This is a genomic window from Serratia sp. CY47280 (assembly GCF_052168655.1).
Classification (GTDB): Bacteria; Pseudomonadota; Gammaproteobacteria; order Enterobacterales; family Enterobacteriaceae; genus Serratia; species Serratia bockelmannii.
Window position 1 is genome coordinate 139,206 of sequence record NZ_JBJNMG010000004.1, and the last position, 20,322, is coordinate 159,527.

The window sequence follows — 20,322 nt, forward strand, 5'->3', positions numbered from 1 at the left end:
TTTTATTAGAATATTTTTTCAACAAATAGAAAGACTTACAAACAAAATTAGCCACGTCTAATTTGGCGCTAAATAGTCGACGGAAAAACATATCTTGATAGCACGCTTAGGGGAACAAACATCTGTCTAGGGCAGTCAGACTCATAAAAACATCGACCTGATAATTATTTGATTTTTATGATTATTTTTCATTATCTGGCTATCAGAGCCTCATGAGCCTGATGATATTTGGATCACCACAGATACGAGTATGTAACTTCTGCAATCAGTACTAAGGGAAGTCAGAAGAGGGCGAACAGTCGAAGTGTTTCACCGCGAGATAATTACTTGCCCGATAATGTCGATTAAGACGCCATTATTGCTCCATCTAGCTCATTGGAAATATTATTAGAATAAATATAGTACCTCATGAAACCATTTCGGTTGTGGGGTAGCTGTTATCACGAAACTAGCGTGTTACCCAATCGTTCAAGCCTGTTTTTGCGCGTATAGTTCAGGCTGTTCATCTGTAAATGAGCAGTAGTGCACACTGATGAGATGACTGCGAATGACGTAACTATATGAAATTAAATAATAAAAGCAAAAAAGTGAACAGAGTGTACAGTTTTCCTATAAATCATTTCTGCAGCGGGTTGAGCGTCTATTTAAATCTATACCCTAGAGTAGATTGGTGATTTCTGTGTATAGGTGAGTGTATATGATTACATGGTCTATATATGTAATTTGTTAATAAACAATGTGTTGTGATTGTTTTTTCACTCCTGTGATCTTCCGCCAAATTACTGTTTTCCACACTTTCTTGAATTCAACAAAATCCTATCCGAGCGATTCACCTCGCAGACATTTTTTGGGAAAATAACCGTTGATCGAGTAATGAGCTTCGATGGGCTTCTCTGGCATACTAAGCGAATTACAGCGTTGTAAGTCAGATTAAAGCGGAGGCGACATGACAGACAAGCACTTAACCCAATCACCGGCAGGTGAGTTTGTCATGTTTGCCAGCGATGACGGCGAAGTGCGCGTTGAATGTCGTTTTGAGCAAGAAACGCTGTGGCTGCCCCAGGCGACCATCGCGAATCTTTATCAAGTGACTCCCCAGGCGATTACGCAGCACATCAAAGCGATCTACGAAGAAGCGGAACTTGAACAAAACGCAACCTGTAAGTCTTACTTACAGGTTCAGCAGGAAGGGGGCCGTCAGGTAAGTCGCAATATCCTGCACTATAGTCTGCCCGTTATTCTTGCCGTCGGTTATCGTGTTCGTTCCGCTCGCGGCACCCAATTTCGCCAGTGGGCGACCCAAACGCTCCAGGAATACCTAATCAAAGGCTTCGTGATGGATGACGAGCGGCTTAAAAATCCGCCCGTAGGTTCATCCGCTGTGCCTGATTACTTTGATGAGATGCTAGAGCGCATCCGTGATATCCGTGCCAGTGAGCGTCGGGTTTATTTGCGGGTTAGGGAGATCTTCGCATTAGCTGCCGACTATCAGCCGTCACTTAAAGAGACAACGTTGTTTTTCCAAACAATCCAAAACAAGCTGCATTTTGCCTGCACCGGCCACACCGCTGCCGAACTTATCCATCAGCGGGCTGACGCCAGCCAGCCCCATATGGGCTTGAGCAGCTATAAGGGTGAAGAGGTGCGCAAAAGCGACGTGACGGTGGCGAAAAATTACCTCAATCAAGACGAAGTCAGCGAACTCAATCGCGTGGTCAACATGTGGTTAGATTTCGCTGAAGATCAGGCGCGGCGTCGTCAACAGGTGTTCCTGCGTGATTGGCAGGATAAGCTGGATCAGTTTCTGCAATTTAACGACCGTGACGTTCTACAAGGGGCTGGCACAGTCAGTAAGAAAGCTGCAGATGAAAAAGCGCAGGCTGAATACGTCCTGTATGCCGAGCAGCAGCGCCGCTTAAAAGAAGCGGCGGGGGAACAGGATATTGCCGGTTTACTGCAGTGGAAAACAGACACCAAAAAGCGTCCATAAAGCCCCTTAAAGGGTAACACCGATCGGTTAAGCAAAATGATCGGTTGAACGATCCGGTAGGTAGACGACAAGAGCCTCATCAATTCTCTGATGGGGCTTTTTTATGCTTTCGACCTGGCTTGACGATACACAGACATGGGCTGAACCCGCTTCACTTTCCTGTTTTCAGCGTGCCATTCCCCTTGAGTGGATTTCTCAGGTGCTTGATTCTACCAATAAAGCCAGTATTCGTAAGCGTAAGTTCCCCGCAGAACTCGTGGTGTGGCTCATTGTCGGCATGGGCCTGTACCGCGACCGCTCCATCACGGACGTTGTGACAAAACTCGACCTCGTCCTGGGTTCGCAGGAAAGTGAGACTCTGGCTGCCAGCTCTATTGCCCAGGCCCGCCAGCGGCTTAGCGATGAACCGCTTCGCGAACTCTTTACGCTGACGGCCGGACACTGGACTCAACAGGAAGATAAGGATGACCTCTGGCACGGGCTACGGCTGTTCGCTGTTGATGGCACGCTTTTTCGCACACCCGATACGCCCGAACTTGCAGACCATTTTGAGTACATAAAACATCGTCCAGACAGACACACTGAATACCCGATGGTCAGGTTGTGCGCCATGATGTCGCTGCGCAGCCGGTTGATCCATGACGTGAAATTCGGGCCGGCAAACACTGGCGAAGTCAACTACGCGAAGCAGTTATCGCCGCAGGCGAAGAGCCTGACATTGTTTGACCGCTGCTATTTATCAGCAGAGTTACTGATTAACTGGCAACGTAGACAGAATGATGCGCACTGGCTGGTTCCCCTGAAAGGGAACACGAAATACCGGGTAGTGGAAACGTTCGGTAAAGGAGATCATCTTGTGGAGATGCAGGTCTCACCACAGGCCCGAAAACAGGACAGCTCGCTCCCTGAATACTGGCAGGTCCGACTAATAGAATATGAAGATGAATCAGTTGATTACAAAGGTTTTATCAGCTCTCTGACCGCTCCGGAGCTGTATCCGGCAGACGCGTTGCGTTATGTGTACCAAGCGCGTTGGAGCATAGAAAACGGCTACGGCGAGCTGAAACAGTTCCAGTTGAGTACAGCCACGCTGTTGCGCAGTCAGAAAATGAGCGGAATATATCAGGAAATATGGGGTCTGTTGACGGCCTATAATCTGATCAGAATGGAGATGAGCCAGATAGCACGGGAAGCCAGGGTGTCTCCGTTACGAATAAGCTTCGTGATGGCGATGAGACTGATCCAGGATGAACTCATCTGGTGCTCACTGGGAAAACCGGGGACAATCCCGACGAAGCTGAAGAAAATGCGGGAGAATGTGAAGCAGTTCATCCTGCCAGAAAAGAGAAAACGGCCCAAAAAGAGGACCGTTCGTATCTCAAAAACCCAGTACCCCGTTCACTCAAAACATCTTAAGTGAACGGTGTTACCTTAAAGGGGGGAGTTTGGAGATCGGAAATTATTGTACGGTAAGGATGTTTTTTAAACATAATCCGTTATCGCAATAGGGTCACTCCTGCACTATACGGTATTCTTAGGGGATTGATCTTAATAACAAAAAAACCCAACAATATTGCAATTGTTGGGCGTTATTTGTTATGGGTAAAATGTCAGATTACCAATTGCCATCCTGATAATCGAACGAGATCTGGTAGGCAAATTTTTCAGGGGAAATTTTTGTCTTGAAATACGGTTGAAGCAATGGAATCCAACCACGTTCAACATTGAACCCACCATTATTAATATTATCTTCCAATGGCAACCCTAAGCCTTCGATAACTGAGCCATCATCCCCAAAGTCCTTAGAGTATTCTTCCCCTACAAATTGACGTGAATCAATTTCAAACCAAACAAGATTTAATTTTAGTCCCATGATAACTCTCCTTACAGATATTTCTTTTTAATGTTGCGTTCAGGTCTCGGCTCTTTAGTACGTACGCCGGTGGTGGGATCAAATGCACCTAGGTGCGTACCGTCGCTGGCTCGATATCCCTCCAGCTCGCCGTGCCGTGAATCCCATTCATAGAATTTACGGCCCTTGTCGCCATACCAGCGTGCTCGAAGGCCTCCTCCCCCCTGAACTGGATTCTTCGACTCACCTTTTTTGAGTTCACCCAGCCCGTGTATATCCTCTGTTTTTGGAGGCCGATGATAATCATGCCCAAATTCTGTTAGCCCTTTGCGGGGTTTGACAAGCTCAGGCTTATCCTCCTTGGCCGGTTTTTTTCGTGGTTTGTTGAACATGACATAAATCGGATCAAGACCACTTTCAACCGGTGGAACCAAAATATAGTCATGGATCTGCTGAACATCACCATTGGGCAATGCAGTCAGCGTTCCTTTCCCTGACACATCGACACTGCCCCCCGTCGAAAGCTTGCCTGCAGGCGCACCAACCGGCGTGACGGTAATAATATAACCGGATACGCTCTTGTCATTCGCCGGTGTCCAGGTCAGAGAGATAGCACCGTCATCAGTGGTAAAGCGTAACTCCCTTTTCACCGCATCCCATGATAGTGGCCTTAGTGGCACCGCACCTTTTACGTTCCGCTCATCAGGGCGAACGATGTTGATGTGGATTTTCTCTTCCCCGACATCCCCCGTCTCACGAGAAACCAGCCGATAAGGTAACCGCACCGAATTATAGTTGCCGAGCGAATTCCTCACATCGTCTCGCGTCAATCCGAACCGACCAACACCCAGGGATGACATGACGGTCAATGCCGGCACGTCCAAACTCTCGGAAAAAACAAAAGAGAGCTGAGCAAACTCAGCCGTGGTGACCTGCCCGTTGGCATACAGTTTTTCCGCAGGTGTCCTCGTCAACGCCGCCGAGGCCCGGGCAAACGCGCCACGGATACCGGCTTCCAGTGTCTCCGTCGTCGCCACCGAATTATAGTTGCTGATAGCAAACCCGCTTTCACGCCAGAAGTAGGCAGTCTGCTCCAGAAACAGCGGACTGGGTTTGCTGCCCATGACCGGCGGATATTTGGGCAAATCGCCATCGCCAACCGTAAGAACGAATTCTTTCTTCGCCTGGTTGCGCCAGAACGCCGCTTGCGCTTGCGGTGACAACGAAGCAATATCCGGATCGGTCGGCTGCCGTGCGCGAATTTTGCTCATATTGTCTTTGGCAATGCGATCAAATTCAGCAACCTGAGCCGCTAGATCCTTTTCTTCCTTACGCAGCCGGGAAAGATCTTCGTTTAATGCAGCAATGGTGCCATTGGTTCTTTCCACGTCACGATGAAATTGTTCGGCTCGTCCCGCCTGACGGCGAGCGCGCGCATTGGCTTCCTGGATAGATTGACGTTCAGCAATTCGCTGATTGAGGGTGATTTGAGCCTGCTTTTCCTCAATCTGTCGCTGGTTGATAGTCCGTTCAGGCAGCAACCATTGATAACTGTGTGACTTTCGGTACTCATCCGTTTGAACTGACTCACGACGTTGGCGTGCATCCTGATAAGTCAGAAATGCCTTGCGTTCGGCTTCGCGTGCATTGACTTCATTTTGCGGAATGATCTCCACCACGGCCACATAAGCCGGCGGCAGATTACTGCCTGGAGGGAACACCACGATACCATCGTGCGTATTGCCACCCGGTTGCGTCGCTGGCAACGGTTTGGCTTCAGCATTATTTATCTCGGTAACACCGTCCACAGGTTTCGCCGTGGTTGGCGGCGCCGGCGCATTGACGCGAATATGAATATCAGGCATGCCCGGTACAATTCCTACCGTATAGACGTCCGGTCGCTTGGTGGGCTTGGCCTCCACAACCGGAACGCTCATCGGTAACGACGGTGAACGAACAACGGCTACTTTTTGCTGCCCCTCATCAACGAGGTCAGCAATACGAGCGCTGACCAGGGTTGCCGGTTGAGTGGGAAGTTGGCCCGGCGGCGTCTGAGTGACCAAATCCGCAGGGAGTGTCGTCACAATATGTCGCACCATAGACATATCATCAGGAGCGATCTTGGTTGGCGTAATGCCTTCCACGACCAATCCCCACAGACTAGTTCGCCACAATGTGCCTACCGTGGGAATACCGAGCGTTTTCACTTTGGTTATCGATTTTGTGATAAACGATTGTACCTTTTGGGATTTCAGTAGGCTGAATCCCCATGCGCCATCGAACAGTGAAAGATTGAACTGTGCCCCCACAGCGACAGACGCTTGTGCTTCCGGAAACAGGCTTAGGTTAACATTGCCGCCACTGTTGGCGGGATCCCTGTCCCCACCATTGTTGCCACCACCAGTATGCCCGCCAGTGTCCTTATCCTTGCCTCCCCATGGGTTGTTTTCTGAACTCCAGCCAGAGTGATCGGATGCATCCACACCCCCACCCAGCCCCGTCGGCCCACCATTCACCCCACCGCCAGGACCGCGGCTGTCTTTACCATCACCACCACTCATAACTCATCTCCTGTTGAAATTGCACACAAATACTGTATGCATATCCAGTTTTTAGCGAGAATTAAAGGAGTTTACAAGTCATTAACCCAGCTGGTTGTTGTGCTGTATATCAAACAAAACAGAGAGGAGGTTTGGGGTGAATGGGGTTTGAGGGCCAATGGAACGAAAACGTACGTCAAGTAGATAATTAATTGTTTAATTTGAAAATTAATGCTCCCTACTCTCCCTTCAAAATATCCTCCGGGAGTATGACTGGTTGCAGAAGCTGGAGTGGGAACGGACGCGCAGCCGGGATTAACCCACATTTGTCAGTGTGACAGCTGTCGCAGGCGGCTGCTTTTTTGTGTCACGCTTGGTATAGACGAGAATAATTATCATTTGATTGGCGGGCTTGAGAGGATGGTTTAGCATCAAACACTATATAAACACAGTGTTTGTGTGCAAAATGACAGATATCAAAAAGGAGATTTTATGGAGCATAAATGGGAAGTTATCCAAACTGACCCCTTAAACCCTACAAGCAAAATCATTTGGGGGCATAATAGGGGGCATGGTTCAAAATCGAAATTGATAAAACTGAGTAAATTCAAATTAATTGGCTATCAAATGCGACTCCTGTGATCTTCCGCCAATCATCGTCTCCCTTGTTCTTCTGTGTTAGCCGAGCTCTGCAGCATAAATGACCGTCCACCTAGATGGATATGAGATCTTGCAGCCAGACAATGAGATTGTCCGGCTGCGCGAGGGATTATTACGGCTACTTATTGAATAGGTGCGTGCCGATGGATAAACAGCCGCTGAGTAAAAAAATGGATGACAGAATAGAAATGTAAATGAGTGACTTCATTCAGGCCTCTGACGATTAGAAAAGCGAAACGCAGCCGGATAACGCAAGCGTTGATGATAGGGTTAAAAGGTAATAGGCAATCTTTAGAAACATAAATTCATCCTGTTTTTGCGGTATCGACTCTCGGTTTGATAACGTCTGATTCATTTTGTAGAAAATGAATAACTGCATATTTAATCCGGCTATCCGGCTATCCGGCTATCCGGCTATCCGGCTATCCGGGTCTGGAAGACCGGGGTGTTTTCACTTTGGCGCCATGTTGAGCGTTTCTTTGCAGTGGATTGACACTGGGTTGATGATTTTTTGGCATGCTTTCATTTTGGGTGAATAAACCATTCAGACAGTTAAACTGTAATGAGGAAAGCCATCGTGAAAACCATGTCGTTAATCTTTTTACTGGTATCAATATTCATCACCGCGATTCATTGTCATGAAAGCCCATGTTCCGGCATTCAAAGCGGTATTGCCATACTCGGCAACGGAGCAGGAGCAATAACCTGTGATTTCAAGTCGTGCTCTTCTCATGATGTACCGCAATGCGTTAATGCCCCCAGGCTTTATATATTCAAACCGTTACTAAAGCGTTTGAAAACCGCGTTAAAACCCCAGTTTTTAACTTCATCAGTCAAATTTTCCTGAATCGTCGGTTGAAGGGTAATGAAACTTTAATTACAGCAAGCTATTGAGTGGAGGATCTTTAAAGTCCCATTACTCTTCTGAACGTCACTTTGTGGTTTCAGGTTTTTGCACTGGTTTAGAACGTGTAGCTTATTGCCACGACTCCCGTTGTCCCCTCCTTTTGTTTAACGATAGGGCTATTGGCGGCGTTATCCCCCAGCCAGGTATGGTTAATGCCAACCCATCCACCCCAGGTTTCGGTAAACTGATGCGCCCACGTCAGGCTCACGTCGGTACCGTAATAACCGCCCGAGCTGTTATAACGTGAGTAACCCGAATTAGCGCTTTGCGTGCTATTAACGCCGTACCAGGTGTTCATATAGCGAGAGTCTGCAAATAATGCGCTGATTTTTAGCGCGACGGTATCCTCCTCATCCAGAACAGGAATGAAATCGACGGAGGTCGCGTAAGATATCCCCTGGCCATCACTCAGCGGCAGGGTGGCTTTTCCCTCTAAGACCAACCATGGCGTTACCGCCCATCCCAAGGCTAAGCCAGTGTTAACGGTTGCTGAAATATCCCCCATGCCTTTAAGCGCGTCAGAGCCTTTACGCCAACCTGAATCTTCATCGGTTCGCCCTGAATCATAGCCTATCGTTGGAATGAAATATAAACCGTTCTCGCTTTGGAAACGAAAACCAGCACCATTCATTGAATCGACAAAAAAGTTATCCTGTTGGAAATGAAATTGCGGTGCGGCTCCCCAGGTTTGCTCATTCGAACCACTGTATTTAGGTGATGATGCCGCGCCAAGGCTCACGGTAAATGCCGTTCCGCTGTTATCGTTATTACTTGCATGGCTGGGTGGAATGCTGGATATTATCAGCAGAGCCAACGTATTTTTAATGATTTTCTTTTCTAACATTATGAGCCTCGGTATTATGTGTATCGGTATGATAAGACTGTTCACGCAAGGCGGAGTATGCCGATGATTTGTCAATTAACCGTCAATGAATAATCAATAAATAGCCAAGATCCTTCAGGGGAATGAGATGCAAAATAAACGGGTTCTAGTCATTGAAGACGATGTCGATGCGGCAAATGTACTGGAGGCTTACCTTAAGCGTGAAGGCTATAATGTCGCGGTGGTGGGGAATGGGCTGATGGGTTTGAATACGGCTTTAACCTGGAAACCCGATCTCATATTACTAGATGTGATGTTGCCTGATATGAATGGAACGGAAATATTGGCGGCGCTCAGGCGCAAGGTGAATACGCCGGTTATCATGATCACGGCCATGGGGGAACCTCATGATAAAATTGGCGCTCTTCGTTATGGTGCGGATGATTATATCGTTAAACCCTATAACCCCGGTGAAGTTATGGCACGTGTGCAGGCAGTGTTAAGACGAAGCGGCGGAAGTCAGCTGGCTGGCGAAGAAATATTGCGCTGGGAAAGGCTCGAACTGGATATCGCTAATATGGTAGCGAGAGTCATCACGAGCGAGGACGGCGCCCATGTTCTGGATTTAACATTAACCGAATTTTCCATTCTCAGTACGTTAATGAAAGCGTCGACACGGCCACTGAGTCGTCAGCTATTACTTGAAAAATGTTTACCTGAAAGCGATGCGCTCGAAAGAGTGGTGGATACGCATGTTTATAATCTAAGACGAAAGCTTGAAGCGGCAGGCGTTGATAACGTGATTTTTAATGTGCGCGGCGTCGGCTATAGGTTTTGCAAATCATGAAAAGGAAAAATAAATCTCTTTTGTTTTGGGTGTCTGTTCGCATCGTCATCGTCGCCATCGTGACGCTTTTTACCATTATTCTGGCGATGTGGGGCATTTTTGCTGCCCAGTATTTTTATGTCATTCATGAAATGCCGGCATCGGTTTACGAAAGATTCTTGGTGCTGCGCGAGAACCCCAGCCTGGACATAGAGGCGTTTCATGAGATCGTCGATACGTATTGGGGGCTGGATTACAGTACACCTTCGCTGACTTCTTTAAATTGGGGATGGCTGCTTATTTTCCTGATCGTTGTCGTTCCATTGATAACGTTAATGTGCGTGCGCATCGCACGCCCTCTTACCGCCCAATTCCGAAATCTCACCGACGTTGCGGAAACCGTGGCTCAGGGAAATTTTAAGCAACAAGCCGAGCTGGTCCAGGCGTGTCCTGATGAAATAATAAGGTTCTCAATAAATTTCAATGAGATGGTCAATAAACTCGCTTTATACGAGCGTGAAATAAAAGCGTCGCATGTGGCGTTGGCCCATGAGTTGCGTTCACCGTTGACCGGGGCTATGGGCCGCCTTCAGGGCATGATAGACAACGTGTTTCCTGCGAGTCAGGCACAGCTGAATATGGTGATGACGCAATTAAAAAACCTGAGTTATTTGACTGACGATCTGTATTTCCTTTCTCTGGCCAGTGCGGGCCAACTGAAATTAAGTAAAAACGTTTTTACTATCAATAGCGTGTTAAAGGAGAGAGTCGCCTGGCTCAAACCTCAGTTGGAGGCTGCGGGCATGTCCATCTCTATCGAGGAGGGCGGGCCGCTTCATTTTATTGGGGATGAATTCAGACTAGGTCAGGTATTCAGCATACTTATCGAAAATATGCTTCGTTATTGTAGCCAGGGCGATCGAATGTGCATTCGTCTCGAACAGACCGCACAGGAAATCGTGTTGGCTTTTCAAGATACGGGGCCTGGCGTTGCACAGGATTATTTGCCGCAAATGTTTGAGCGTTTTACTCGCGGTGAGACTTCCCGCGCGCGCGATTCCGGCGGCAGCGGGCTCGGGCTCTCCATTGCGAAAGCGATTTGCGCTGCCCATCATGGAACGATAAAGGCCAGTCTGCCGGCCGGCAAAGGGCTGTTAATCACGATAAACTTGCCCCTGCCGGCAGTGTCATAATGCGCTGAAGGGGGCATTATGGGCGGCGAACCCCCTCACTCCCGCTGCAAAAAGAACTGCTTGATGGTCTGCCGCAGCCAGCGGTGCGCCGGATCGCGATCCAGGCGCGGGTGCCAGGCCTGGACGATAAACACCGATTCCAGCTCGAGCGGCAGCTCGAGCTCCGCCAACGGCAGGTGGATGTTGCTCACCCCCTGCAGCACGTGGCGCGGCAGCGGCAGGATAAAGTCCGATTTCATGGTCAGCATCATCGCCGAATGAAAGCCCGGCAGGGTCAGGGCGACGTTGCGCTGCAGGCCGAGATCGCGCAGCGCGTCGTCGATCGGCCCCTGCGTGCGTCCGCGGCGAGAAACGCTGATATGCGGGTAATGGGTCAGGGTTTCGGGCGTTACCCGGCCGATGATCGGGTGCCCAGGGCGCACCAGCGCCTGAAAGGTGCTGGTGAACAGGCTCTGCGTCTTGATTTCCGGGTGCCAGTCGCGTGAGGAACCGATCACCAGATCCACTTTGCCGCTGCGCAGCGCGTCATCCTCGCCGTCGCTTTCGGCGATGAATTTCAGGCCGCTCAGCGGCGCCGATTCCCGCAGCGTCTCCAGCAATCCGCCCGCCAGCGCGCCGATAAAGATATCGTTGGCGCGAATGGTGAAGGTTCTGGTCAGCTTGCCGGGTTCGAACGCATCACTCGGTGCGATCAGCGCAGTGGCCTGCTCGATGATGTCGCCGAGCTGGCGTTTCAACTCCAGCGCACGCGGCGTCGGCACCAGATGCTTACCGGCTCTGACCATGATCGGGTCGTCGAACTGCCGGCGGATGCGCCCGAGAATGCGGCTCATTGCCGGCGCGCTCAGATTCATCTTCTCGGCGGCGCCGCTCACGCTCCCTTCTTCCAGCAGCAGATTCAGCGCATAGATCAGGTTGAAATCAATTTTTTGCGGCATGGCCTCTCCGGGGGGGGGTGCGCTCAATGGGTTGCGTTTTGTGCAACTAGTTAATTACATCATTTCATTTTAAACAATCGAAATAACTCCGGATACTGCCCACGACAACAAAGATTGAGGCTGAAACAGCAGGAGTGGGGAATGGTTGAGGTGTCTGTTACGCCGCACCACAAAAATCGATGGCTCGCCAGCGCCGGTGAAATCAACGGCCGTACCTGGCTGGGGTTGTTCGGCGTGTTTTTGGCGGTGATGGCCAGCGGCGTGGGGGAAAACGCCAGCAAGTTTGCGCTGGCGGATATACAGGGTGGCATGCTGCTGAGCTTCGATGCCGGCAGCTGGCTGACCACATGCTACGTCACCGGCTTTGTGATCGGTTCCGGGTTCACGCCCTGTTTTTGGCCGACCTTTTCGCTGCGCCGGGTGGCGTTGACGATGTGCGGCATTTACCTGGCCGGTGGGCTGTTGACGCCCTGGTTGGGAGATCAGTATGGCGTGCTGCTGGCGGTGCGCAGCCTGCAGGGCTTCGCCGGCGGCGCGTTGCCGCCGATGCTGATGACGGTGGTGCTGCGTTTTATGCCGCCGCTGATCAAGGTGCTGGGGCTGGGTGCCTACGGCTGGGTCTCGGCCTGGAGCGCTACGTTGGGCGCTACCGCCGCCGCCTTTGCCTTTCACTGGGGCTGGAGCGGGTATTTCTACTGGAACCTGCCGCTGATGGCGATCGCCGCCGTGTGCATCGGTTACGGCCTGCCGCAGGATCCGTTGCGGCTGGAGCGCCTGCGGCAGTTCAACTGGCGCGGCCTGCTGCTCGGCGGCATGGCGCTCGGCATGTTGACGGTGGGCATTTCACAGGGGGAGCGCCTCGACTGGCTGAACTCGCCGCTGATCTACGTTTTATTATTGGGCGGCGGCGGATTATTGGCGTTATTTCTGATTAACGAATGGTATCACCCGCTGCCTTTTTTTAATTTGCAGCTATTAAGCAAAAGGAATTTGTCTTTCTCCTTAATTACGCTGGGTGGCGTGCTGTTAATTATGGTGTCGCTGGTTAATATCACGTCGGGATATTTAGCCGCGATTCAGGGTTATCGTCAGGAACAAACCTCCGACTTAATGCTGTGGGTCGCATTGCCGCAATTAATTACGCTGCCGATCGTCGCCATAATTTGCAATACGCCGCGGGTGGATTGCCGCTGGGTGCTGGCGATCAGCCTGCTGTTGATGGCCACCGCCTGCGTGCTGGCGGCTCAGCTGACGCCGGAATGGAACGGCGACACGTTCCGCGTCATCGCGCTGTTGCAGGCGGTCGCTCAACCGATGGCGATCATCCCGTTGCTGATGCAGGCGACCGGCGGGCTGTTGCCGACCGACGGGCCGTTTGCGGCGGCCTGGTTCAACGCGGTGAAAGGTTTCGCCGCCACCGCTGCCGGCGGCGCCATCGCGCTGCTCAGCCGGCAGCGCGGGGATTATCACGCCGGTACGATCGCCGACGGCTTCGGCTCGGCCTACAGCCGCGCATCGGGGTCGGCGGAGCAGCTGGCGCAGCTTGCCGCCCGGCAGGGCCACGTGCTGGCCAGCGCCGATCTTTATCTGTTGGTTGCCGGCCTGGCGTTATTACTGACCGCGCTGATTTTAGTTATGCCGACCCGTATTTATCCGCCGCGTTCGGTCGCTGCCTGACATTTTATCATCAGAAATAAATATTAATTGGAGTCACTTTTATGGCTAACAAGAAAGTCGCCGTCGCCGTATTGGCGGTTGCCGTCATTACGCTGGGGTTATTAATCAATAAGTTCTTTATTAAAGAGACACAGCAGAATACCAACGACGCCTATATTCGCGCCGATATCTCGCGTATTTCTCCGCAGATTGCCGGTGAAATTGCGCAGGTGTTGGTCAGGGACAACCAGTGGGTCAAACAGGGGGAATTGCTGGCGGTGATCGATCCACGTGAATTCAACGTCGCATTGGCGCAGGCGACGGCGCAGGAGCAATCCGCCCGCGCCCGCCAGGACGACGCCAGGGCCAACCTGACCCGACAGAGCGCGCTGATCGCCGCCGCGCAGGCGGAGCGGCAGGCGGCGCAGGCGGAGCTGGCGTTTGCGCGCCAGGAGCAGAACCGCTACCAGAGAATGGCCAGCAGCGGCGCGGGTTCACAGCAGGCGGCGCAGCAGGCGACAACGCGAGTGCACACGCTTTCCGCCAATGTGGCGCAGGCGGAGGCGACGCTTAAAGCGGCGCGAAACATGGAGCAGGTGCTGCAAGCCAAGCTGGCGGACAGCGATGCCGAGCTGATGCTGGCGCAGGCGAAGAAAGCGATGGCCGAGCTGAACCTGTCTTACACCCGCATCACCGCGCCGATCGGCGGCGTGATCGGCAAGAACAGCCTGCGGGTCGGGGAGTTCGTCAAACCGGGCGATGCGCTGCTGGCCATCGTGCCGCAGGACAAGCTGTACATCATCGCCAACTACCAGGAAACCCAGCTGGAAAACATTGCGCACGGGCAGTCGGTAGACATCCATATCGATACCTTTCCCGGCCAAACGCTGAAAGGGCAGGTGGACAGCATCGCGCCGGCTTCCGGCGTCAGTTTCGCGGCCGTGGCGCCGGAGAACGCCACCGGCAACTTCACCAAGATCGTTCAGCGCATCCCGGTGAAAATTGTATTTGATATCAACAAAGAGCACGCCGCTTTGTTGAGCGCCCTGCGCGTCGGCATGTCTGCGGACGTCAGCATCAATACGCTGGACGGGGGCCTGCAATGAACAGAGCCGTGATCCCGCTGCTGTTGATTGCGCTGAGCGGCTGCCGGGCGGTGGGGCCGGACTACGCTCGGCCGCAGAACGCGCTGCCCGAGAGCTGGGGTGAGCAGGCCGGCGGCGGCCGGCAACCTGGATCTGCAGCTCGCCACGGCGCGCATGCAGCAAAGCCGCGCCTTGCTGGGCGTGACAGAGGCGGCGCTGATGCCGGATCTGAGCCTGGACGGCGCCTATCAGCGCCAGCGCGCCACCTCGGTGGGCAGCATGGATCCGTCCGGCAACGGCGGAGAGGCGGATTATAACCTCTGGCGCGGCGGATCCAGCGCCACCTGGGAGCTGGACATGTGGGGCAAGCTGCGTCGCGCGTCGGAAAGTGCGCGCGCCGGCTTTGCCGCTTCGCAGGAGAACCGGCGCGCACTGCTGACGTCGGTGACGGCGGAGGTGGCGAGCGACTATCTACGCCTGCGCGCCACGCAGCAACAGCTGGCGGTGGCGCAGGAAAACCGCGCCACGGCGCTGCGCACGCTGCAGCTGACGCAAAGTCGTTATCAGAGCGGCGCGGGCAACGAACTGGATGTCGATCAGGCGCAGGTGCAGTTGGCGCAGGTGGATGCCCTGCTGCCGGCGCTGTTCGATAGGCAGGAACGCTTGATCAACGCCATCAGCCTGCTGTTGGGCGAGCGGCCGGGCGCGCTGAAAGCGATGTTGGCGCCGACGAAGCCCCTGCCGACGCTGGCGCGCGCGGTGCCGATGGGCGTGCCGTCGGATCTGGCGCTGCGCAGGCCGGATATTCGCGAAGCGGCGGAGCGTTTGCATCAGGCAACCGCCGAGATCGGCATCGCCACCGCCGACTACTATCCGCGCATCACGCTGACCGGCAATGCGGGCTATCAGGCACTGGCACTGGCGGATATGGGCAGTTGGTCCACGCATACCTTCGCCATCGGCCCCGCCCTGTATTTGCCGCTGTTCGACGGGGGGAAAATCACCCAACGGGTGCGCCTGAGCGAATACCGGCAGCAGGAAATGGCCATCGCCTACCAGCAAACGGTGTTGCGCGCCTGGCACGAGATCGACGACGCGCTTTCCGGCTATCGCGCCCAGCAGCGCCGCCAGACGCACCTGACCGAGGCGCTGGCCGCCAACCGACACGCGTTTGCGCTGGCGCGCGACAGCTATCTGAACGGTGCGAGCGATTTTATCCACGTTCTGAGCACGCAGCGTGCGCTGCTGGATCTGCAGTCCGCGCAAATTGTTTCAGAGGAGGAGACGGCGATCGCCGTGGTGAATATCTATCGAGCGCTGGGCGGCGGCTGGGAACACACCTACCCGTCGGCGGCGCCACAGGAGAAGGCTGATGCACAACACGCTGAATAAGATTGTCGACGAGATGCTGGAAAGAGACACCCGCCGCAAACGGGAGGCCCGGGTGAGCGCCGTGCGGCAAGTCACCGCCCGGATCCGCCGCATCACGTTGAGCGGCGATGATGTGGATAAGTTTATCGCCGATCCGCGCGCGCAGGAGCCGGCCAGTTGGGTCAAAGTGTTCTTCCCGTGGCGCGACACGCTGGCCGGGCGGGCTTACACCCTGAGCGGCATCGACAAACTCGCCCGCACCTTCGATATCGATATGGTACTGCACGGCGAAGGCCCGGCGTCGAACTGGGCGCGCGACGCGATGCCGGGCGACAAGCTGGGGTTCGCCGGCCCTTGCTCCGGCGGCTTCCGGTTGTTGCCGCAAACTCGCTGGCTGCTGTTGCTGGGCGATGAGACCGCGTTGCCCGCCATGCGCACCATTCTCGCCTCGCTGTCCGACCCGTTGCCGGTGCTGTGGTTCGCCGAAGTGGGCGATGCGCAGGAGATTCAGGATGTCGATTATTCCTTTTTGCAGGTGAACAGCTGGCAAATTCGCACCCGACATTTTGACAGCGTGATGAACAGCCCGCTGGTGCAGGCCGTCAGCCATTGCGAACTGCCGTCCGGCGAAGGGCAGGTATGGCTGGCCTGCGAACACCAGATTGCCGCGTACCTGAAGGCGCGCTTTATCAACGAAATGGGTATCTCCCGCGCTGCGCTGTTTGCCAAGGGGTATTGGAAAAAGGGCGAAGCCAACTTCAAGGGCGCGATTTAACTCAGGCGAGTGAGGATGGTTATGATTGAGAGAGTATTATTGGCGGTGGACTGCTTTGAACACAGCGGCAATGCCCTGGATTTTATGGTGCGCCTGCAAGGCAGCATCGGCGACGTGATCGTGCTGACGGTGGTAGACAATGCCTTTACGCTCAGCCGCAGCGGCCTGCGTTTCGACAGCGATGAGCGCGAGGAGTACCCCGCCGCTCAACGGGAAGAGGCGCTGGCGGAAAAGCAGGTCGGTCAGGTGACGCGGGCGCTGAAGCAGCAGGGTTTCAACGCCCAGGGCTTGCTGGCAGCGGGGACGCCCATCGAGGTGATCCCGGAACAGATGGCGCTGTTCAACTGCGATTTGCTGATCATCTCGCACCGCCACCTGTCTTCGTTGGGGCGCTGGCTGAACGCCTCCGTCACGCGCGGCCTGCTGGATGAGATTGGCCAACCGGTATTGGTGATCCCGCGCTAAGCCGGAGGGGGATCTCACTGGCGCTGATAGAGATAAATGTCGGCGCGCCGATCGTTGGGGTTGGCGATCGGCCTCTGGCCGCTGCGCGCTGGCCTGGCGCCGAGCGCAATCAGGTGAATGGGGCTGGCCTGAGGTAAGCGCTCGGCGATACGGTAGCCGCGTTGATATGACAGTGCTCGGTTGTGGCTCGCGTTGCCTATTGAGTCCGTGCGGCTGACAATAAATATGCCGTCGTAGTCAGACGTCTGGCTGATGTGCGAGCAGCAACGCGCCAGCGTCGCCTCATCAACCAGGGCGCTACCGCTTGCGAAATGCACCGTACCGACATGGCTCATGACGATGTTTTCCTTGGTCAGTAGCAAGGCGCCGAGGCTGTTGGCGTCGTAAGCGTTTTCCTGGTGGCACAGTGTGCCCAAGTATTCGTGCAACACGGTGACGAATCGATACTGCACCAGCTGGCTACGGCTCAGCCGTGCGTTGGTGCGGCCGTCGAACCGGAGCAGACCGGCCTGGCGTTTTGCGTCGCCGAAGCGTTCATATATCGGGCCGGTTTGGCAGCTGGACTGATTGAGCTCGTCGCTGCTTTTAGCATAGGAAAAAGAGGCGCAGAGCAGCATCAGCGCGATCGTTATAACTTTATTCATGTGCGTTAATGTTCCTGGTGGTGGATTCTTGCGAGAAGATAAAGTTGAATTGCTCTTCCAGCGTTGGCGTGGATTCGTTGTTTATATCTTCAAGGTTGATATAGCCCGGATCGGTGAACCACTGGGTAGCGCAGCTCAGCTCTTCGAACTTATCTCGGCCATCCTGATTCTGGGTAACGACGATCAGCTTGGCCGACTTATTATTGATAAAGCCGGTCTTAATGGCTGCGCAGCTCTGTCGGATGCCGGTGACCTCGTCGGGATCGATAACTTCTTTTGTGTCCGACGCAAACAGAATAATGACGTTGCGTGCCATGCCGCGAGAGGCAGAAAACGCGGTGCGCCCCGCCCACAGTAGCCCTTCCAGCGTTTTAATCTTATTGGTGCTAAAGTCGATGCCGGAAAGCGCGCTATTCACATTTTGGGATGAGGTCAGGCCATACTTTACGGTGCTGGCGGGGCAGGTGCCGGCATCGCCAAAATAAACGCCGCGTTTGACCGCGAGGGAGGATAGATATTCCGCACTTTGGTAAGTCGTCTTTGCGGCGCGTTCAAAATCACTCTGCGTAATTGAAAATATTCCAGAGTTAGCAAAATTATCGGTATAATCATCCAGAAGATAATAGTTATCGTACCTTTTTGCGTAATGCTTGGCCAGAGGAAAGTAATCAATATACTGTTGTTGTTGCTTAAGGTTGTCTATAACTTCTTTCTGTGCATCGACATTTTCTTTGGCAATCTTTATGTTTTCATTAGCCATTGGCAGCATCGCCTCAGCAAGTCTTATCTCTTGTTGATAATAACTTATTTGTTCTGTCAGCTCTTTATATTCCTGAGTGCCGGGATCATGTTGACTAAGCTCATTATTCAAATATATTATCATCTGATTACTGTAATCAATCTCTGCGTTTAATCTTCCGAGATATTCCTCGGCCATTCTTAATGTATTTTCAAGTTCAGCCAGGTAATCTTCTTGCGCAAAGAAGCTTTCCCACCAGACAAATGAAAAGGCATCGCTCCGGGCGATCCCGGTATAGCATTTGCCCCCGGAGTTGACGCGAAAAGAGTATGGGATCACCGTCGTTCGGGTAGCCGGCGCTTCGGCATACAGGCGGGATAGTGAGCTCATTAGCGCCGCCCGCGCCTGCATCACGTTTGCACGGTTAAGACTGCTGGCCTCGACGGCGATAATCACGTGTAACGGTCTGAAAACTTTGACGGCGTTATCCGCCGTGGAGATCCTGACCTCTGGGTCGAGGCCAATGGTTTTGTTTATTTCATCGAAGGGAACGTTAGTGTTTTGACTGACGTTGGAAGTGGTCGCGAGCAGTTCGCTGATCCGCTTATTTTCTTTTAGCTCCTGAAGCTTTTCCAGCGTAGTTTCTTGCAGCTCCGCCGAGAAGGCATGGGTTGCCTGATTCATATTGGCGCCTGTCGCTTCGGCTAGCCGCCCGGCATTGGCGGTCACCGTTCCTCTTTCTACCATCGAGGTACGGGTCACGACGGAGGTCAGCCGCATTTCTCGCGTTTTTTCCATGATGGTGGAGGAGTAGTTTTCGACCCAAAAAATAGAGATCACCACCATCATGCCGCCAATCGCCCACAGCGGCATTAATCCACCCTGTTCATCACCTAAAAAACGCTCGAATTTATTCTTCATGATTATTATCTTCTAATGATGATGGCCAATTTGGATGGCACTTTCTGCCAGCAGCGTTTTATTTTTAGAGAATAATCCCGGTTCTGTTTTTTTACAGATGGAAACCCGATACACCGAGTTAGATTTGCCGAATGAGGTTTTGATATCGATGCCATAGTCAGTCAGCCGCTTGGTGAGCTGGCAGCCTTCTTTGCTCCCGGGTAGCTTATACATGCTGTATTGCCCCGTTGCGTAGGCGATTTCCTCAACGAAAACGTCGAAAAACGGCGCTTCTCCGCCGTTCTTGAACTGGCTAAACATTTTAGCGACGTTAACGACGTCGCCTTGGCTTAAATTGGCATTGCCAAACAGGCTGTCACGATGGGAAATAATATTCACCATTTGATCGGCCAGTTTATTAATACTAAACTGTACTGACATGACCAAAGCCTGCTGCATGGTATAAATCAGCAGCACGGACAAGAATAGGGTAACAAAGGTGCCTTCAACGGCGACGCTACCATCCTCATTATCAACAAGCCTGTTAATGGAAGTAATCATTGACGATAAATACCTCGCGATCAAATTGTTGTGGGAAAGACAGTAGGTCGCTTATCCAATCGCTGCTGTAATCACGTTGGATCTGATAGGCGATGTTAATCAGCTTGGTTTTCTTTCCGCACTTTTTGCTGACTTTGATATTGATATCCTCATAGCAGGTTATCTTTGGCTCCGAATAGAGCAGCGCGCTGAAATAAAACTCACTGCCGCTCTTGTTTAAATCGGCCAGGAAGTTTTCATTTATCTTTTCGACATCGTTGTCTAAAAACGAGAGATCGACGCGCTGTGACGCAAACTCTTCGTTGAAATAAATGATTGAGATATCGTTCTGAAACCTCAGCACCTCATAAATCATCATCAATATGATAAAGAGGATCGGCAGCAGCACGCTGGCCTC

At 52.8% G+C, this 20,322-nt stretch carries 17 protein-coding genes; 9 read left to right on the forward strand and 8 right to left on the reverse strand.

Features of this window, described 5'->3' with window-relative positions; all coding sequences use genetic code 11:
* The first annotated feature begins 946 nt into the window (after positions 1–946).
* Complete coding sequence (locus ACJ8J4_RS17585; protein WP_025304807.1) at positions 947–1,990, forward strand: virulence RhuM family protein; 1,044 nt, start codon at positions 947–949, stop codon at positions 1,988–1,990.
* A 103-nt stretch (positions 1,991–2,093) separates the two neighbouring features.
* Positions 2,094–3,410 carry an IS4 family transposase gene (locus ACJ8J4_RS17590; protein WP_025304808.1) on the forward strand — a complete coding sequence of 439 codons (1,317 nt, stop codon included), beginning with the start codon at positions 2,094–2,096 and terminating at the stop codon, positions 3,408–3,410.
* A 195-nt stretch (positions 3,411–3,605) separates the two neighbouring features.
* On the opposite strand, the gene ACJ8J4_RS17595 is transcribed toward ACJ8J4_RS17590, so the two are convergent.
* The 3 genes from ACJ8J4_RS17595 to ACJ8J4_RS17605 form a co-directional block, all read right to left on the reverse strand.
* A complete protein-coding gene (locus tag ACJ8J4_RS17595) occupies positions 3,606–3,863 on the reverse strand; it encodes a colicin E3-like toxin immunity protein (protein WP_025304809.1) in 258 nt (85 codons plus the stop codon).
* Positions 3,864–3,874: 11 nt separating this feature from the next.
* A complete protein-coding gene (locus tag ACJ8J4_RS17600; protein WP_197832502.1) occupies positions 3,875–6,403 on the reverse strand; it encodes a colicin-like bacteriocin tRNase domain-containing protein in 2,529 nt (842 codons plus the stop codon).
* Between the two features lie 1,601 nt (positions 6,404–8,004).
* Positions 8,005–8,793, reverse strand: a complete 789-nt coding sequence (locus ACJ8J4_RS17605; RefSeq protein ID WP_025304811.1) for a MipA/OmpV family protein — start codon at positions 8,791–8,793, stop codon at positions 8,005–8,007.
* Positions 8,794–8,920: 127 nt separating this feature from the next.
* Here ACJ8J4_RS17605 and ACJ8J4_RS17610 point away from each other — a divergent pair, with 127 nt between their 5' ends.
* The gene (locus tag ACJ8J4_RS17610) at positions 8,921–9,619 is read left to right on the forward strand and encodes a response regulator (RefSeq protein ID WP_151428690.1); all 699 of its coding nucleotides are present in this window, start codon (positions 8,921–8,923) and stop codon (positions 9,617–9,619) included.
* Positions 9,616–10,791: a sensor histidine kinase gene (locus tag ACJ8J4_RS17615; RefSeq protein ID WP_025304813.1), complete on the forward strand. Its 1,176-nt coding sequence runs from the start codon at positions 9,616–9,618 to the stop codon at positions 10,789–10,791. The genes ACJ8J4_RS17610 and ACJ8J4_RS17615 overlap by 4 nt, the downstream gene beginning before the upstream one ends.
* A gap of 35 nt (positions 10,792–10,826) precedes the next feature.
* On the opposite strand, the gene ACJ8J4_RS17620 is transcribed toward ACJ8J4_RS17615, so the two are convergent.
* Positions 10,827–11,729, reverse strand: a complete 903-nt coding sequence (locus ACJ8J4_RS17620) for a LysR family transcriptional regulator (RefSeq protein ID WP_025304814.1) — start codon at positions 11,727–11,729, stop codon at positions 10,827–10,829.
* A gap of 141 nt (positions 11,730–11,870) precedes the next feature.
* Between ACJ8J4_RS17620 and ACJ8J4_RS17625 the strand changes: the two genes are divergently transcribed.
* From ACJ8J4_RS17625 to ACJ8J4_RS17645, 5 genes are all read left to right on the forward strand, one after another.
* Entirely contained in the window at positions 11,871–13,406 is a 1,536-nt protein-coding gene (locus ACJ8J4_RS17625; RefSeq protein WP_016929546.1) for an MFS transporter, read from the forward strand.
* A gap of 41 nt (positions 13,407–13,447) precedes the next feature.
* Positions 13,448–14,491: an HlyD family secretion protein gene (locus ACJ8J4_RS17630; protein ID WP_060434858.1), complete on the forward strand. Its 1,044-nt coding sequence runs from the start codon at positions 13,448–13,450 to the stop codon at positions 14,489–14,491.
* 99 nt (positions 14,492–14,590) lie between these two features.
* Positions 14,591–15,862, forward strand: coding sequence for an efflux transporter outer membrane subunit (locus ACJ8J4_RS17635; protein WP_442516092.1), 1,272 nt, complete (start codon positions 14,591–14,593; stop codon positions 15,860–15,862).
* On the forward strand, positions 15,843–16,616 hold the full coding sequence (locus ACJ8J4_RS17640; protein ID WP_025304817.1) for a siderophore-interacting protein: 774 nt from the start codon (positions 15,843–15,845) through the stop codon (positions 16,614–16,616). Before ACJ8J4_RS17635 ends, ACJ8J4_RS17640 begins: the two co-directional genes overlap by 20 nt.
* Positions 16,617–16,637: 21 nt before the next feature.
* Positions 16,638–17,081, forward strand: coding sequence for a universal stress protein (locus tag ACJ8J4_RS17645; RefSeq protein ID WP_060434948.1), 444 nt, complete (start codon positions 16,638–16,640; stop codon positions 17,079–17,081).
* Between the two features lie 14 nt (positions 17,082–17,095).
* On the opposite strand, the gene ACJ8J4_RS17650 is transcribed toward ACJ8J4_RS17645, so the two are convergent.
* The 4 genes from ACJ8J4_RS17650 to ACJ8J4_RS17665 are packed head-to-tail and all read right to left on the reverse strand — an operon-like array spanning position 17,096 to position 20,313.
* Positions 17,096–17,725 (reverse strand): hypothetical protein, encoded by a 630-nt coding sequence (locus tag ACJ8J4_RS17650; RefSeq protein WP_197836294.1) that lies wholly within the window; start codon positions 17,723–17,725, stop codon positions 17,096–17,098.
* Complete coding sequence (locus ACJ8J4_RS17655) at positions 17,718–19,385, reverse strand: hypothetical protein (RefSeq protein ID WP_197836293.1); 1,668 nt, start codon at positions 19,383–19,385, stop codon at positions 17,718–17,720. The genes ACJ8J4_RS17650 and ACJ8J4_RS17655 overlap by 8 nt, the downstream gene beginning before the upstream one ends.
* 12 nt (positions 19,386–19,397) lie before the next feature.
* The gene (tadF, locus tag ACJ8J4_RS17660; protein WP_072008262.1) at positions 19,398–19,925 is read right to left on the reverse strand and encodes a tight adherence pilus pseudopilin TadF; all 528 of its coding nucleotides are present in this window, start codon (positions 19,923–19,925) and stop codon (positions 19,398–19,400) included.
* A complete protein-coding gene (locus tag ACJ8J4_RS17665; protein ID WP_442516093.1) occupies positions 19,909–20,313 on the reverse strand; it encodes a hypothetical protein in 405 nt (134 codons plus the stop codon). The genes tadF and ACJ8J4_RS17665 overlap by 17 nt, the downstream gene beginning before the upstream one ends.
* Positions 20,314–20,322 lie beyond the last annotated feature (9 nt).